Below are 15,521 nucleotides of genomic sequence, written 5' to 3'. Positions count from 1 at the left end.
GCGCTTTTTTCTATAGCCTTTCTTCTGCGCTTTCGTGCCGTGCTTCCTGTCCTGCATAAGCCTAGGCGTTCCCCGACAGCCCCAGCCAGAGCGGAACGAATACGACCAGTAGCAGTACGATGATCAGGCCGACCAAATACGGGATGATGGCCCGCGTGATGCGTTCCAGGGGTAGCTGTGTCACCGAGGAGGCAACATAGAGATTTATGGCGACAGGCGGCGTGATCATGCCGATGGCCAGGCCCACCACGATGATCAATCCGAAGTGAATGGGGTCGATGCCCAGCTGGTAGACCAGCGGCAGCAACACTGGCGTAAGGATGATCAGAGCGCTGGCCGTCTCGATGAACACCCCGGTGAGCAGGATGACCGCGACGATCAACAGCATGATCACATATGGGTCGGTGGAAATGGATAGCACCCACTGGGCAATGGCGGTAGGTACGTTTGCGTTGGAGAGTGTCCAACTGAGCACCGCCGAGGTGGCGATGACGAACATGATGACCGCCGTGGTGATTGCCGAGCGGATCATCACGCGGTAGATATCACGTAACGTGAGGTCGCGGTAGACGAACAGCGAGACCAGCAGGGCGTAATTGACCGCAACGACGGCCGCTTCGCTTGGCGTGAAAATACCCGAGAAGATTCCCCCCAGGATGATCACTGGGGTCATCAATCCCCAACTGGCATTTTTCAAGGTACGGCCGATAGTCGCCAATGACAGTGCCGTGCCGCGTGGATAATTGCGTCTATAAGCCTGGACGATGGCGATGGTCATCAGCCCTAGCCCCATGGCCAACCCGGGCAGGAAGCCATTGAGAAAGAGCTTGGACACCGACTGCTGGGCGATGACCGCATAGATGATCATTGGCACGGAAGGAGGAACAACCACCCCTATGGTGCCACTGGCTGCAATCAGGCTGGCTGCGGAGGCAGGATCGTAGCCCTTGCGCTTGAGCTCGGGAACCAGACTGGAACCCACGGCAGCCGTCGTTGCCGCACCGGAACCGGAAATGGCGGAAAAGAACATGCCTGCCAGTACCGAGACAATCGAGAGGCCGCCCTTGAGGAAGCCGAACAGCGCATCGGCGAAATCCACCAGCTTCTCACTGACTTTCCCCTGCGCCATCAAGTCACCTGACAGAATGAAAAGCGGGACCGCAACCAGGGCGAAGGAATTGATGCCCTGGAACATCTGCTGGGTGACGACCATCAAAGGAACGCCCTGCGTATAGAGGGCGAGAAGTGAGCTGGCACCGATGGCCAAGGCAATCGGCACGCCGAATAACATGAACCCTACGAAAAGTACGAGTAGAAGGGCCGTCATGAAACCGGCTCCTCAGGCTGTGGTGCGTTCGATGGCCCGGCCACGATGAGTTGTACAAGGTCATTGAAGGCGTACCAGGCCATCAGCGCCGAACTCAACGGAATGACTGCATAGACGTACGTCATCGACAAGCGCAGCGATGCCGATTTCTGAAAGCTCTGTACTTGCATGTAGCGGTAACCGATGACTACCAGGGCCAGGAGGAATCCCAGCGCTACCAGCAGCGCGATGATACGAGCCACATGCCGCAAACGCAGCGGCAGGGCATCCACCACGAACGTCACGGCGATATGTCGGCCGCGCTGAAACGCGAGAGTCGCTGCCAGAAACGTGATCCAGATCAGCAGGAAGCGTGCCACTTCCTCCGTCCAGCCCACGGCGGTGAACAGCACCCGTGACACGATTTGCAGGGTGATCACGGCGATCAGCGCCGCCATGCCAACAAAGACGATTGGCTGTATGACGGCGTCGATCGCGCTTTCAATGCGTTGCAGGACCTTCAGCACTTATTCGATCGCCTCACGGATGCGGTCGAGGTAGTCTTCGAATTGATCGCCATACGTGTCGTAGACCGGTGCAACGGCTTGCTGAAAAGCGGCGATATCCGGCTCTTCGACGATCGCCATGCCCGCTTCACGCAGGTCGGCCAGTTGCTCGGCCTCCATCTCGGCATTCACCGTACGCTCGTGCTGGGCGGCTTCGCGTGCGGCTTCCACCAGTACGTCCTGCGCTGCGTCGGGTAGGCGGTTCCAGGCGGGCATGCCGATGACGAAGATGGCAGGGGCGTAGGTATGCCGGGTGAGCGTCATATGATCCTGTGTCTCGTAAAGCTTGAACGAGTGGATCACGTTGACGGGGTTCTCCTGTCCATCGATCGTGCCTTGCTGCATGGCTGTCAGTGCTTCGGTCCAGGCCATGGGAACGGCATTGGCGCCCAGCTCACGGAAGGTGTCGGTGTAGACGGGGTTCTCCATGACGCGAATGCGCAGGCCGTCGATGTCATCGGGGTGCTCGACGGGGCGTTCACTGTTGGTCAGGTTACGAAAACCGCGTTCGGCATACGCCAGGCCCTTGAGATTGACCTCGCTCAGCTTGTCGAGCAGATCCTGGCCGATGGGACCGTCGAGAACGTCATAGGCAGCTTCAGGGGAGGGGAACAGGAAAGGCAGTTCGAATACCGCCATTTCCTCGACGAAATTTGCGACGGGGCCGTTGGTGATCACGCCCATGTCGACGGTGCCGATCTGCATGCCCTCGAGCAGGGTCCGTTCGTCGCCCAGCGTGGCATTGGGATAGAGCTCCACGGAAATCGCGCCTTCGGTTCGCTCGGCCACCAGTTCCTGGAATCTCACCGCTGCAATATGAAAACCGTCCTGTTCGTTGACCACGTGGGCCAGGCGTAGGGTGACCGGATCCATCTCGGCCAGCTCGTTGGCGGATACGGCATTCGTCAGCGACAGGACGGCGGTGGCGATGCCCAGCGAGAGCAGGCGTTGCTTGAAGGTTTTCATTATCGTTTTCTCTTGCGGTTGATAAGCCTGGCGAGTCTCGCCCAGCAGGCGAAGCGGGTCAACGGCACGTAAGTCTAGGAAGCCCCGGGAGTTTGTTGAAGCGGGACGATGTAACCGTCGAGCAATGCTGACAGTATCGGGTTGGAAAAGAATTCGACCAGCCGGCGTGCGGTGACTTCGCCAATGCCGGGGTAGCGTTGCCAATCCTCAAGGGTTCTGGCGCGGTAGGCGCTGAGTGAGGAAGGGCTGTCAGCCAGATCGAGGCCTGCCTGTGGAATGCTCGGCATCCCCAATGCTGTAAGCCAGCGTGTGAAAGGCTGCTGCTGGGCCGCTTGGAAGCGTGCGTGCCATTGGGCTGCGCGGCGTTCGCCAACCCCCTTCACCTCTTCCAGTTCAGCAGGCGACAGGGTCAGCCAATCGTGGAGATCCTCGACCAATCCCGCTGCGATCAGCCGCGACCAGGCGCCCTCGCCGATGCCCGGCATATCGAGCCCCTCCCGACTTGAGATCCATGTCAGCCGGGCCAGGAATTGCGCTTCGCAGCCTGGGGCGAGCCGCAGACAGCTTAAATCGTGATACCGCTCGGGGTCTGGGGCCTCGATCGGCACCCGGGGTATCTGGCGATGCATCACGTCATCGAGTTGCGGAATCGTCGCGCCTGCCAGGCGGATCGTGACGTCATCACCGGGGCGTACATCCCATTGCTGCCATTGGTCGAGGGAGCCCAGGCTCACGCGACGTATGACGCGATCGTCTAGTCGAGTCGGGGCCAGCGTCAGCATGGGCGTAATGTTGCCGGTGCGACCGATCCGAAACGTGACGTCGCGTACCGTCGCCAAGCTGCGTTGCGCAGGATGCTTCCAGGCCACTGCCCAGCTCGGCGGCTGGGGCAGCCACTCGGTCCCTGCGGGACGTGCGCCCTGGCGGATGACGACACCGTCCGTGGCGAAGGGCAGAGGACCTTGGTACCAACGACGGCGCCATTCACCGACGTCCTTGAAATCCGCCACCGGCTGGGTAAGGTCAGCCGCGTCGTCGAAGCCCCATGCGCTCAACCGTTCCAGCCTGTCGGTCATGCTCGCTGGGCCATCCGGCCAGTCCCATACGAACAGGCCGATCTCCCGGGCATCCATGGCATCGAGCATGTGGCGTGCCATCAGGCCGATGACGGTGCTGCGAGCCCCGTCGCTACCCATGTCGGCTTGCACATGGTCGGCGCGCCGATGGTAGAGTTCGCCCTGTAGCGTCACGCGCGGGGGTGGGGCGGTACCCGCCAGTGTCTTGGGAATGGCTTCGATCCGTTCGGCATGGCTGCTCCAGTCCTGACCTTGCCGGCCGTCACCGCGACTGACGACCTCGAGCAGTTGACCATCGTCATAGACGAGCGTGACCGCCACGCCGTCGACCTTGGGCTGTACCCAGAGCCCCTGTGACTGGCGACGCTTCACCCAGACTGCCAGGGCGTCAGGATCGGTGATCTTGTCCAGCCCCGTCTGGACGATGGCATGTTTGACGCCATCGCGTATCGGGGTAAGGTGCGCTTCGCGTCGTGCCGCGGGAGACGGTGTCGGTGAGTCCAGGCATGCTTGCCAGGCAATCAAGCGCTCACGCGTCTGATCGTAGACGCTGTCTTCGACGAGTCGCTCGCCACGTCCGTAATACGCTTCGTCCCAGGCCTCGATGCGATCGGCTAGCGATGTCATGGCCTCTTGCTGCAGTGCCGGATCGCCAGGTGGGCATGTCTCGGCCCAGGCCAGCGGCAAGGATAACCATCCCGTCCAGGCGCAAATCGCACCGACCAGCCCAAGGCGAATCCTTGGGCGCATAGTGGCAAGACTTTCCACGACGAGGCCTCTCCCTGGCGACGTTGACAAGCGATGGTGTTGTCCTGGCCAAGGGGGGGGACCCGGGCCTGGGCATGAGCCGCCATGATACCGTGTCTGCAACGAAATCGCCCCGCCGAAGCGGGGCGATTCACGTCGTGCACGCGTGAGGCTAGGCCTGGCGGCTCAAGTGAGCATAATCCAGGAGGATCTCGGCGCTCTCCAGTACCTGGGCACGGGATGCAGGCTCGCTATCCTCATCGTCTTCGCTGCGCGCCTCGACCCAATCATCGAGTGGCTCGAGACCGAGGGCGCGACGACGCTGATTCTCGAGTGAGAGCTGCTCGGCTTCCTGCGCCTCCATTTCACGCTTGCGCTGTTCACGATTGAGGCTGATGGTCGTGTGTTGTTCACGTAGTCGCCGAGCCAACTCCGCCTGACGTTCCAGGTAGACGAAGTTGGGATGCGTTTCGACGCGCGCATCATGTCTCGCCTCGAGTGTTTCGATGTAGCGCCATGGCTCGCCATACAGGCGATATTGCACGCTGCGCACGGTATCCCAGGGCAGGGCATTGTCGAGGCTGCTTTCACCGATCATTTCAGGATCGATCAGGCTGGGGAAGAGAATGTCGGGCTCGACCCCGCGGTGCTGGGTACTTTCCCCCGAAATACGGTAGAACTTGGCGCGGGTCAGCTTGACCTGGCCGTGGCTGAGTTCATTGAGGGTCTGCACCGTACCCTTGCCGAAGGTCTGGCTACCTACCACCAGGCCACGCCCATAATCCTGGATGGCACCGGCAAAGATTTCAGAGGCCGAGGCAGACAGTCGATTGACCAGCACGGTCAGTGGGCCGTCATAGAGCGTGCCGGTTTCGGTGTCGCCATACAGGCTGATCCGGCCACGGGCGTCGCGCACTTGCACGGTGGGGCCGCGGTCGATGAACAGGCCAATCAGTGAATTCGCCTCTTGCAGGGCGCCACCCCCATTGTTGCGCAGGTCGAGCACGATGCCTTCGACGCCTTCACGTTTCAGGATCTCGATTTCTTGCGCCACGTCGCGCGTGGTGCTGCGGTAATCTTCTTCGCCTGCCTGCCAGGCATCGAAATCGACATAGAAGGTGGGAATCTTGATGACCCCGACGCGGTGACGTCCGTCTTCCCGCTCGATCTCGACTATTTCACTGCTGGCGGCCTGATCTTCGAGATTGACCGTATCGCGGGTGATCTCCACGGTGCGCGAGCGGGTCATGTCGATGGCCTGGGCGGGGACCACATCGAGTCTGACCACCGATCCCTTGGGCCCGCGAATCAGATCGACCACCTCATCGAGACGCATGCCGACCACATTGACCATTTCGCCTTCTTCCTGGCCTACGGCAATGATCCTGTCCGCTGGCTCGAGCACGCCGGCCTTGTCGGCAGGCCCGCCGGGAACCAGGCTCGAGACCTTCACATATTCGCCTTCGGTCTGGAGCAGTGCGCCTATGCCTTCGAGCGATAGACGCATCTGAATATCGAAGGACTCGCCCTGACGCGGCGAAAGATATTCGGTATGCGGGTCGACGGTGCCGGTCACTGCCGCCATGAACAGGCCGAAAATATCTTCGGCGTTAGTCTGGCGGACACGGGTCAACTGCCCCTCGTAGCGCTGGCGCAGGTTGTCCTCGATCTGTTCGTCGTCCTGTCCGCTGATGTCCATGGTCAATGCCGCGTTCTTCAGGCGTTTTGTCCAGAGCTCATCCAGCGCGGCTTCACTCTCTGCCCACGGGGCGCCTTCTCGATCCACTTCGAGTCGTTCGTCGCTGTCGAAGCGGTAGTCGAGGCCACCTTCCAGCTGGGCGAGGATCCACTCGAGCCTTGATTCGAGGCGCTCATGGTAGCGTTGGTAGAGCGTAAAGACGCGTTCCAGCTCGCCATCGTAGAGGGCATCGTCCATCCCCGTTTCCAGATCGCGAAAATGGTCCACGTCACGACGCAGGAGATAGGCCCGCTGTGAGTCAAGCACATCGAGATAGCGTTGGAATGCCTGTTCCGACCAGGCATTGTCGAGGCTGACATCCGCATAGTGGCCATAGCGCAGTGACTCGGCGACCTCCGCTGCAGCCTGACGATGGGTATCGGCGGGCTCGGGCTGGGCCAGGGCCGTCACGCTGATGGTCGAGACAAGCGCGATGACGCTCACACGCCGTATAACGGCAATCAGGCTCATCAATGAAGCACTCCCGGTTTCATGTACACTTCTTCCCTAGACTGGCGATCGGCGCGTGAGGTTGCGTCTGCCAAGTTTGGCATTGTAGCAGCCTGTGTCGCCAGACACAGACCCTTCGACGAGGATCGACATGCCCCACGACCCTACCCTAGAACGACTCTTGAACTTCTTGCAGCGCTCACCCACCCCATGGCATGCCGTTGCCAACATGGCTCAGCGTCTCGAACAAGCCGGTTATCGCCGTCTGGATGAGACGCTGTCCTGGCAGTTGTCGCCGGGCGAGCGCATCTACATTACCCGCAATGACTCTTCGTTGGTGGCCATGCAATTGCCTGCCGATCGACTCGAGGCATTACGCATGATCGGGGCGCATACCGATAGTCCCGGGCTGCGCCTGAAGCCGAATGCTGCCCAACAAAATAGCGGGTGGCTCCAGCTCGGGGTCGAGGTGTATGGCGGCGCGCTGCTGGCCCCCTGGTTCGATCGGGATCTTGGCATCGCCGGTCGAGTCCAGGTGCGCCGTGAAGATGGGCGAATCCAAGGGCTACTCCTGAATGTGGAGCGACCCGTCGCCATTGTCCCGAGTCTTGCCATCCATCTCGATCGTGAAGCCAACAATGGGCGGGCGATCAATGCGCAGACACAAATGGCGCCGGTGTTGCTACAGGGCGGCGACAAGGCGGACCTGCAACGCCTCATACAGCGATGGTTGCATGAGCAGCATAACATCGAGAACGCCGACGTTCTCGATTTCGAACTGGCCTTCTATGACGTTCAACCTCCGTCTCGTGTCGGCATGGAGGGGGAGCTGATCGCCAGCGCACGCCTGGATAACTTACTGTCCTGCTTCATCGGCCTCGAGGCGTTGCTTGCATGCGATGGCCGCCAGGGCGCGCTAATGGTCGCCAATGATCATGAAGAAGTCGGTAGTGCCAGTACCAGTGGCGCCCAGGGTCCGCTTCTCAGCGATGTCTTGCGGCGCGTCAATGCGCAGCTCGGGGATCCAAGCGAAGAGGGGTATATCCGCCTCATTCAGGCGTCGCGTATGATTTCTTGCGATAACGCACATGCGCTGCATCCCAATTTCCCCGACAAGCACGATGCTGCCCATGGCCCCGCCATCAATGGTGGCCCGGTGATCAAGGTCAATGCCAATCAGCGCTATGCCACCAACAGTGCGACGGCGGCCATGTTCCGTGATCTATGCCGTGAAGTGGCGGTGCCGGTTCAGACCTTCGTGACCCGAGCCGACATGGGCTGCGGCAGTACCATCGGTCCGATCACGGCGACTCAGTTGGGCGTGCCAACACTGGATATCGGGGTCCCCCAGTGGGGCATGCATTCGATCAGGGAGACGGCCGGTAGTCAGGACGTCGGTTACTTGACCAAGGTGCTGACCGCTTTCTTCAATCGTCCACGATTAAGCTAGGGACCGTTGAGTCAGCGAGAACGAAAACCGCCCGTCGGCAGGCCGACGGGCGGAGAATTCGATTTGGTGGCTACGCCCTGATTCGAACAGGGGACCCCATCATTATGAGTGATGTGCTCTAACCAGCTGAGCTACGTAGCCGTCCAACGGGGGCGAATCTTACCCCTAAGGGCGTGATACGTCAACTCATTCGGGTTCAGACATTGAATCGAAAGTGAATGACGTCACCATCCTGAACCACATAATCCTTTCCCTCCAGACGCCATTTGCCCGCATCCTTGGCGCCTTGCTCGCCACCCAGGGCGACGAAATCGTCGTAGGCAATCACTTCGGCGCGGATGAAACCCTTCTGGAAGTCGGTATGGATCGCCCCCGCGGCTTCCGGTGCAGTGGCACCGACCTTGACGGTCCAGGCTCTTACTTCCTTCACACCCGCGGTGAAGTATGTCTGCAGGCCCAGCAGGGCATAACCGGCGCGAATCACGCGGTCGAGGCCCGGCTCTTCCATGCCCAGTTCCTCGAGGAACATGGCGCGCTCGTCATCTTCGAGCTCGGCGATCTCGGCTTCCAACTGGTTGCACACCGGGACCACCACGGCGCCTTCCTCGGCGGCAATCTCGCGAACGATGTCGAGGTAGGGATTGTTCTCGAAGCCATCGTCGTTGACGTTGGCAATATACATGGTGGGCTTGAGCGTAAGGAAGCCGAAGCTCTTGACCTGCCGCTTCTCGTCGTCGGAAAGCCCGAAACTGCGCAGGGGCATACCCTCGGCCAGGTGCGGCTGGATGCGGTCGAGAATCGCCTTGGTGGCAATCGCCTCCTTGTCGCCGCCTTTGACCACGCGCGTCAGGCGTTGGATTGACCGATCGACGGTATCCAGGTCAGCGAGCGCCAGTTCCATGTTGATGGTTTCGATGTCGGCGTGTGGGTCGACCTGGTTGGCCACGTGGATGACGTTGTCATTGTCGAAGCAGCGCACAACATGAGCGATCGCTTCCGTTTCGCGTATGTTGGCAAGGAACTTGTTGCCCAGGCCTTCGCCCTTGGAGGCGCCCGCCACCAGGCCGGCAATGTCGACGAACTCCATCGTGGTCGGCAGTACCTTCTGCGGCTTGACGATCTCTGCCAGCTTGTCCAGGCGTGGATCGGGCATCGGAACGATACCCACATTGGGCTCGATGGTGCAGAAGGGGAAGTTCTCGGCGTCGATACCGGATTTGGTCAGCGCATTGAAGAGCGTCGATTTACCCACATTGGGCAGGCCGACGATGCCGCAGTTGAAACCCATGATAGTGTCCTGAAAGCGTAGGTCGTGTGGCGAGAGTGACGTGCTTACGGTTTGAAGCTGTGCAGTCGATTCATGGCCTTGGCCATGTCGCCGCCCAGGGCATCGGGAAGCGTGGCCTCGATCTCGACAAGGGCAGCGTCGATGGCTGCGCGCTCTGCCTTGCCGGGGCGACCCAGCACGAAATTGGTGACCTGCCGGGCATCGCCGGGGTGACCGATGCCGACCCGCAAGCGATGAAATGAATTGTCATTGCCCAATGCACGGATGATGTCTCGAAGGCCGTTATGGCCGCCATGGCCGCCACCTTGCTTGTAGCGGGCCGTACCCGGGGCAATGTCCAACTCGTCATGTGCGACGATCAGTTCGTCGGATGCCAGCTTGAAGAACTGGCAAAGCGCGGCGACAGCCGCGCCACTGCGATTCATGAAGGTCTGCGGAAACAGCAAGTGCAGTTCATGTCCGGCATAGTTCACCTTGGCGTAATGGCCAAGGAACTTGCGCTCGGGACGCAGGGGCGTATGGCTATCGCGCGCAATGGCCTCGACCAGCCAGGCGCCAGCGTTGTGCCGGGTGTCGTCGTACTCCGGCCCGGGATTACCGAGGCCGATGATCGCTTTCACTTGGCTCATGCTGACGTCCTGGTGGCCATGGCAACAAGGGAGAAAGTTTACTCGCCCTTGTCATCCTGCTTGGCGTTGGCTTCCGGTGCTTCGGGCTCAGCGTTCGGCTGCGCCTCGTCACCCTCGGCGTTATCGTCGGCCGTACCACGCGTCGGGTGGGTGATGCTCACCACGCCTGAATCGTGCTCTTCCCCATGGGAAAGGGCGACCGAGGAAACGCCGGCCGGAAGGGCCAGGTCGGACAGGTGCAATGTGGCGCCCAGCTCGAGATTGCTGATATCCACTTCCAGATATTCCGGCAGGTCCTTGGGCAGACAGCTGATCTCGATATCGTTGGCCAGCACGTGCAGCACGCCACCGTCATCCTTGATGCCCTTGCACTTGTCTTCGCCCACGACGTGCAGCGGCACGTGCAGCTTCATTTCGTGGGTGGCATCGACGCGCATGAAGTCGGCATGAGTGACCAGCGCCTTGTAGGGGTGGCGCTGCAGATCACGGATGATGACCTGTTCCTTGTTACCATCGACGTCGATATTGATCAGCGAGGAGAAGAACGCTTCGTCCTCGATGGCCTTGTAGAAGGCGGCCTTGTCGATGGTGATCGGCTGGGGAGCCTTTTCGCCGCCGTAGATGATGGCAGCGACTTGCTCGTTCGCACGACGCAGGCGGCGGCTCGCACCTTTCCCCAGCTCCTTGCGAACATTGGCGGTGAGTTGGTAATCGGACATGGGTTTAACCTCATTGGTCAATAAAGGAAAGCGCTACCGCCCGCGACCAGACGATAGCGTTTCCGGGGCCCTTTCGGGCTGCGTATCCCAACACGATGTCGCTTAGTGGAACATCGCGCTGACGGATTCTTCATTACTGACCCGACGGATCGCCTCTGCGATCAGTCCGGCCACGGAAAGTTGACGGATCTTGCCACTGCGGCGGGCTGGCTCCGCCAGTGGAATGGTGTCGGTCACTACCAATTCGTCGAGTACTGAACCCGAAATGTTGTCGACAGCGGGTCCGGACAGGATCGGGTGCGTGGCATAGGCCACCACACGACGTGCCCCGTGATCCTTGAGTGCCTCGGCGGCCTTGCACAACGTACCGGCGGTATCGACCATGTCATCCACGACCACGCAGGTGCGACCTTCGATCTCGCCGATGATGTGCATCACCTGGGCCTGGTTGGCCTGGGGGCGACGCTTGTCGATGATCGCGAGGTCGGCATTGAGCTGCTTGGCGATGGCCCGGGCACGTACCACACCGCCCACATCGGGCGATACCACCACCAGGTCGTCATAGTTCTGGCGCTCGATGTCGTCGAGCAGGATCGGTGAGCCATAGACGTTGTCTACCGGCACATCGAAGAACCCTTGAATCTGATCGGCGTGCAGGTCCATCGTCATGACCCTGTCGACGCCGGCCTTGACCATCATGTCGGCCACTACCTTGGCGGAAATAGGTACACGTGCAGAGCGCACCCGACGATCCTGGCGAGCATACCCGAAGTAGGGTACCACCGCAGTGATACGGGTTGCCGAAGCACGACGCAGTGCATCCACCATCAGGATCAGTTCCATCAGGTTGTCGTTGGTCGGTGCGCAGGTGGACTGCAGGAGGAAGACGTCCTTGCCGCGAACGTTCTCGTTGATCTCTACCGCGATTTCGCCATCGCTGAACTGGCCTACCGTGGCATGACCCAGCCGGTTATCCAGCCCCTCGGCGATTTTTCGAGCGAGGTCGGGATTGGCGTTCCCGGCGAAAACCATCAATTTAGACACGCGCAGCCACCTTTGGAGTCTCAGGAATCTCTGTGGGGGAATGGCGACAGCTCAACGACGCGAGAACTGGCTGGGGTAGCAGGACTCGAACCTGCGAATGGCGATACCAAAAACCGCTGCCTTACCACTTGGCTATACCCCAGTATTCGTCTCGCCTCGGTCGAAACCTCTGCCTTGGCGCCGTTATGGCGTTACGCTCGGGCTCGTGACCGGCATGCCGCCATACTCCAGAGCTGCATGGAGGGGAGAGCGATTGCAGCCCTTCGCCTTGAAGGCGTGCCAGCCAGCATCGACACGCTGCAGAATGCTATCGGCCTCGCACTCGTCAGTCAAACGCGCAAACAGGCAAGCGCCAGTGCCGGTAAGCATGGTCGGGGCGAACCCGGACAGCCATGCATGGGCCCTGGCAATCTCAGGGTAGCGGGCGAAGACCGTTTGCTGGCAGTCGTTGTGCCACGCCAGAGCCCCCCCTTGCAGTGCGCGCGCCATACTAATGGGGGGGGTGTTCCGTGTCAATTGCGGTGCGTTGAACACGCTGGCCGTCGAGACCGTGATACCGGGGTGCAACACCACGAACCAGGGCGTCTCCAACTCGACGGCCGTCAGCACTTCACCGACGCCTTCCGCCCAGGCAGCCTGGCCATGCACGAAAACCGGCACGTCGGCACCCAAGGTCAGGCCGATGGACGCGAGGCGCTCATAGGTAAAGCCAGTCTCCCAAAGGCGATTCAGGGCCAGCAGGGTCGTCGCCGCATTGGAGCTGCCCCCACCCAGGCCTCCTCCCATGGGCAGGCGTTTTTCAAGAGTGATATCCACACCGTACCGGCAGCCGCTCTCCCGTTGTAGGGCGCGGGCTGCCCGTACGACCAGGTTATCTTCAGGGGCGACCCCCGGCAGTGCGGGGGATAAAGTAATGCTGTCGTCGTGTCGCGGGGTGAAGTGCAGGGTGTCCGAGACATCGAGAAACTGAAACAGCGTCTGTAGCGTGTGATAGCCATCCGGACGGCGACCGGTGATATGCAGCATCCGGTTGAGCTTGGCCGGGGCCGGGAGCGTCAAGGTCTCAAGCATCGGGGGCTTCGCCGAGCCGCCATTGGTTGACCACCAGCGTTGCGCGTAAATCGCCATAGGTCATGACCAGCCGGCGGGGTAGCCACAATCCTTTCTGCGTCTCGACCCAGTCGCGATAATCGATCTCCCATCCAGCCTGCTCGAGATACAGCGGGTAACCGCTTTCGTCAGTATTGCGCGTGTATTCGCTCCCTGGGGCTGGCAGTCCACGTACCCAGTGATCCAGCGCCGAGATGGGCAGGGACCAACCCAGCTGTTGTTCCATGAGGGCTTCGGGGGTTTCGGCTTCGAAGCGCCCCTCGCTGGTGGTCAGGCTGACGCGGCCGGGACGGCCCTCCATCAGGTTGCGACCGCTACCGAAAGGCCCGCTGATCAACAGGCGGTAATAGCGGGGATATTGTGCCCAGTCGAGGTTGGCGCTTGTCGATTCCTCAGGGGTGCGCAGTCCGACCTTTCCCGCCAGGGTCCACCGCTGGAGCGCTTCGATATCCTTTACCTGACTTTTCCAGGTCGGCCGTTCTCCCGGTATCGTGGCATCCAGGCTGCGGGTGGCACAGCCCGTCATCAATAGCGTGACCAGAAGGGCCGGAATCAATCTGTTGAGATGAGTCATTGCGTTCCTGTTCCGTCAGTTGGCACGAGGGATTCACGGCCGTAATTCTGGGATGCGTTCGAGCAGGCTGTCGATGGCGGGATGACGTGTGAATCGATCCAGGCTCTCTTCTATCAAGGCTCGGGCCCGGTGTTTTTCGTCGAGTGCCCACAACACCTCAGCCAGATGGGCGGCGACTTCCTGATCCGGCATGGTGGCATATGCACGTTCGAGATAAGGCAGGGCGCGCGCATCATCGCCCTGCTTGTGATAGACCCAGCCCAGACTATCGAGGATCGCAGCGTTGTCGGGAGAGAGGCGGTAAGCGCGCTCGACCAGGCGCTGTGCTTCGTCGAGCCGATCGGTCATGTCGGCCAGGGTATAGCCCAGCGCATTGAGCGCCATGGCGTGGTCGGGTTGTCGCTCGATGATGTGGCGCAGGTCGGCTTCCATGGCCGCCAGATCGCCTTGCTCGAAGGCCCGCATGGCGCGCATGTAGCGCAGCTCATGAGCCTCCGGGTTCTGTGACAGTTCCCGTCTCAGCAAGGCATCGGCATCGGCCTTGCGATCCTGTTGATCCAGCAATTCGACTTCCAGTGTCGTCAAGCCGCTGGCGTAGTCCTCGTGTCGCAGGCGCTCGATTTGTAGAAAGTCACGGGCGTCGCCCAGGCGGTCGGCCTCGACCAGCATTTGCGCGGCGAGCAGGCGGGATTGGAGGAAGCCGTCTCCCGGCGGTACCTGGCGGTAATAAAGCAGGGCGTTATCGACTTCACCTGCCTCGGCCGCGATATTGCCTAGCAGCATGAATACCTGGGGGGCGGGCTTGCCGCCTTCCACCATGGGAAGCAGGAGGCGTTTCGCCGGTCCCGGGTAGCCCTCTTCGAGATACAGTTGTGCCAACGCCAGGCGCAGTTCCTGATTGTCTTCATGGCGCTTCAGCAGCGCGTTGAGTTGCGATTCGGCTGCTTCGACATTGGATAGCTGCAGCTCGACCTGGGCGGCCAGCAGGAGAAAGCGCCCATCATCCGGCGCGATCTCGATACCGCGCCTGGCCGCTTCTCGTGCTCCGATGAGGTCCTGTTGCTGCATCGCGATCCGGGTTCTCGCCAGCCACAAGGCCGGCAGTTCGGGGTGCGAGCGGGCCAGGGTTTCGAGTCGCGATTCGGCACGTCCCAGTTCGCCGCTTGCCGCCTCGAGCAGGGCGGTGGCCAGGATAGCGTCGTAGTGGTGAGGTTGATCACTGCCGGGGTGGCGTGCCAGGTAGTCGCGCAAGCGTTCGAGTAGCGGCGCCAGTTCGACATCCTGTTCTATTGCTTGCTCGGAAAAATTGGCGAGCTCGCCATGGATTCCCCGTTCGCTGAGGGCCAGGCGCTGTTCGAGGCTGGTTACCCAGTCGCCACGCTGCAGGGCGAGGCTGGACAGCAATCGTGTGGGAGCCTCGGCATCGGGAGCCAGGGTTTGCCAGCGCTTGGCGCTACGCTCGAGGAGTTCGGGGTCGTTGGCAAAGCGGGCCGCCAGCGTGGCACGTTCGACCAGGGCCAGGGAGTCGTAGCGATCGGCGACCTGTAGATAGCCATGGCTGGCTTGTCGATAATCGCCGCGCTGCCCGGCGAACTCGGCTGTCAGAAGTGTGGCAAGGCTTTCACCGTCGAGGCCGCTGGAGACCGGGGGCGCCTTGGCCAGGGGGTCTTCGGCCGGGGCGAGGGAAGAGGTTGGCGTGCTTTGGCAGCCATGGGTCAATAAAGCCATCGGTATCGACAGGGCTGCCAGGATCAAGCGTGCGCGCATGGGTGCCTCGTTAATTTAGCCAGGCATTCAGCATAACGGCTTGGCGTGATCGGTCAACGACAATGCAGACGCCACCCATCTTTAGGGCTGT

General features: G+C 61.0%; 13 protein-coding genes and 2 tRNA genes. 1 reads left to right on the top strand and 14 read right to left on the bottom strand.

Annotated features, from left to right (window positions below):
- Positions 1–61: 61 nt before the first annotated feature.
- From JH15_RS03195 to JH15_RS03175, 5 genes are all read right to left on the bottom strand, one after another.
- Positions 62–1,327: a TRAP transporter large permease gene (locus tag JH15_RS03195; protein ID WP_043526938.1), complete on the bottom strand. Its 1,266-nt coding sequence runs from the start codon at positions 1,325–1,327 to the stop codon at positions 62–64.
- A complete protein-coding gene (locus JH15_RS03190) occupies positions 1,324–1,833 on the bottom strand; it encodes a TRAP transporter small permease (RefSeq protein ID WP_043526936.1) in 510 nt (169 codons plus the stop codon). Before JH15_RS03190 ends, JH15_RS03195 begins: the two co-directional genes overlap by 4 nt.
- The gene (locus tag JH15_RS03185) at positions 1,834–2,838 is read right to left on the bottom strand and encodes a TRAP transporter substrate-binding protein (RefSeq protein ID WP_043526934.1); all 1,005 of its coding nucleotides are present in this window, start codon (positions 2,836–2,838) and stop codon (positions 1,834–1,836) included. It abuts the gene before it with no gap.
- Between the two features lie 74 nt (positions 2,839–2,912).
- Complete coding sequence (gene ligB / locus JH15_RS03180) at positions 2,913–4,682, bottom strand: NAD-dependent DNA ligase LigB (protein ID WP_197053267.1); 1,770 nt, start codon at positions 4,680–4,682, stop codon at positions 2,913–2,915.
- Positions 4,683–4,833: 151 nt separating this feature from the next.
- Positions 4,834–6,870, bottom strand: a complete 2,037-nt coding sequence (locus tag JH15_RS03175; protein ID WP_043526931.1) for a carboxy terminal-processing peptidase — start codon at positions 6,868–6,870, stop codon at positions 4,834–4,836.
- 130 nt (positions 6,871–7,000) lie between these two features.
- On the opposite strand from JH15_RS03175, the gene JH15_RS03170 reads away from it, so the two are divergent.
- A complete protein-coding gene (locus JH15_RS03170) occupies positions 7,001–8,299 on the top strand; it encodes a M18 family aminopeptidase (protein ID WP_043526928.1) in 1,299 nt (432 codons plus the stop codon).
- A 64-nt stretch (positions 8,300–8,363) separates the two neighbouring features.
- Here the strand turns inward: JH15_RS03170 and JH15_RS03165 are convergent.
- From JH15_RS03165 to JH15_RS03125, 9 genes are all read right to left on the bottom strand, one after another.
- A tRNA-Met gene (locus tag JH15_RS03165) sits at positions 8,364–8,440 on the bottom strand.
- 55 nt (positions 8,441–8,495) lie between these two features.
- Positions 8,496–9,587, bottom strand: coding sequence for a redox-regulated ATPase YchF (gene ychF / locus JH15_RS03160; RefSeq protein WP_043526926.1), 1,092 nt, complete (start codon positions 9,585–9,587; stop codon positions 8,496–8,498).
- Between the two features lie 44 nt (positions 9,588–9,631).
- On the bottom strand, positions 9,632–10,216 hold the full coding sequence (pth, locus tag JH15_RS03155; RefSeq protein WP_043526923.1) for an aminoacyl-tRNA hydrolase: 585 nt from the start codon (positions 10,214–10,216) through the stop codon (positions 9,632–9,634).
- A 38-nt stretch (positions 10,217–10,254) separates the two neighbouring features.
- Positions 10,255–10,935 (bottom strand): 50S ribosomal protein L25/general stress protein Ctc, encoded by a 681-nt coding sequence (locus JH15_RS03150; protein ID WP_043526921.1) that lies wholly within the window; start codon positions 10,933–10,935, stop codon positions 10,255–10,257.
- Between the two features lie 102 nt (positions 10,936–11,037).
- On the bottom strand, positions 11,038–11,979 hold the full coding sequence (locus JH15_RS03145; protein ID WP_197053266.1) for a ribose-phosphate pyrophosphokinase: 942 nt from the start codon (positions 11,977–11,979) through the stop codon (positions 11,038–11,040).
- Positions 11,980–12,046: 67 nt separating this feature from the next.
- A tRNA-Gln gene (locus JH15_RS03140) sits at positions 12,047–12,121 on the bottom strand.
- A gap of 41 nt (positions 12,122–12,162) precedes the next feature.
- Complete coding sequence (ispE, locus tag JH15_RS03135) at positions 12,163–13,050, bottom strand: 4-(cytidine 5'-diphospho)-2-C-methyl-D-erythritol kinase (protein ID WP_052383869.1); 888 nt, start codon at positions 13,048–13,050, stop codon at positions 12,163–12,165.
- Positions 13,043–13,663 (bottom strand): lipoprotein insertase outer membrane protein LolB, encoded by a 621-nt coding sequence (gene lolB, locus JH15_RS03130; protein ID WP_043526917.1) that lies wholly within the window; start codon positions 13,661–13,663, stop codon positions 13,043–13,045. The genes ispE and lolB overlap by 8 nt, the downstream gene beginning before the upstream one ends.
- A gap of 33 nt (positions 13,664–13,696) precedes the next feature.
- Positions 13,697–15,430 (bottom strand): tetratricopeptide repeat protein, encoded by a 1,734-nt coding sequence (locus tag JH15_RS03125; RefSeq protein WP_043526915.1) that lies wholly within the window; start codon positions 15,428–15,430, stop codon positions 13,697–13,699.
- Positions 15,431–15,521: the final 91 nt, after the last annotated feature.

Source organism: Litchfieldella xinjiangensis (assembly GCF_000759345.1).
GTDB lineage: Bacteria > Pseudomonadota > Gammaproteobacteria > Pseudomonadales > Halomonadaceae > Litchfieldella_A > Litchfieldella_A xinjiangensis.
The sequence above is the reverse complement of the archived record's forward strand: the minus strand, read 5'-3'. Positions and strand labels throughout refer to the sequence as shown.

Excerpts from the sequence above, each read along its gene's own strand:
- JH15_RS03195 (WP_043526938.1), bottom strand. The coding sequence starts at position 1,327 with ATGACGGCCCTTCTACTCGTACTTTTCGTAGGGTTCATGTTATTCGGC.
- JH15_RS03185 (WP_043526934.1), bottom strand. The coding sequence starts at position 2,838 with ATGAAAACCTTCAAGCAACGCCTGCTCTCGCTGGGCATCGCCACCGCC.
- JH15_RS03175 (WP_043526931.1), bottom strand. The coding sequence starts at position 6,870 with ATGAGCCTGATTGCCGTTATACGGCGTGTGAGCGTCATCGCGCTTGTC.
- JH15_RS03170 (WP_043526928.1), top strand. The coding sequence starts at position 7,001 with ATGCCCCACGACCCTACCCTAGAACGACTCTTGAACTTCTTGCAGCGC.
- ychF (WP_043526926.1), bottom strand. The coding sequence starts at position 9,587 with ATGGGTTTCAACTGCGGCATCGTCGGCCTGCCCAATGTGGGTAAATCG.
- pth (WP_043526923.1), bottom strand. The coding sequence starts at position 10,216 with ATGAGCCAAGTGAAAGCGATCATCGGCCTCGGTAATCCCGGGCCGGAG.
- JH15_RS03150 (WP_043526921.1), bottom strand. The coding sequence starts at position 10,935 with ATGTCCGATTACCAACTCACCGCCAATGTTCGCAAGGAGCTGGGGAAA.
- ispE (WP_052383869.1), bottom strand. The coding sequence starts at position 13,050 with ATGCTTGAGACCTTGACGCTCCCGGCCCCGGCCAAGCTCAACCGGATG.
- lolB (WP_043526917.1), bottom strand. The coding sequence starts at position 13,663 with ATGACTCATCTCAACAGATTGATTCCGGCCCTTCTGGTCACGCTATTG.
- JH15_RS03125 (WP_043526915.1), bottom strand. The coding sequence starts at position 15,430 with ATGCGCGCACGCTTGATCCTGGCAGCCCTGTCGATACCGATGGCTTTA.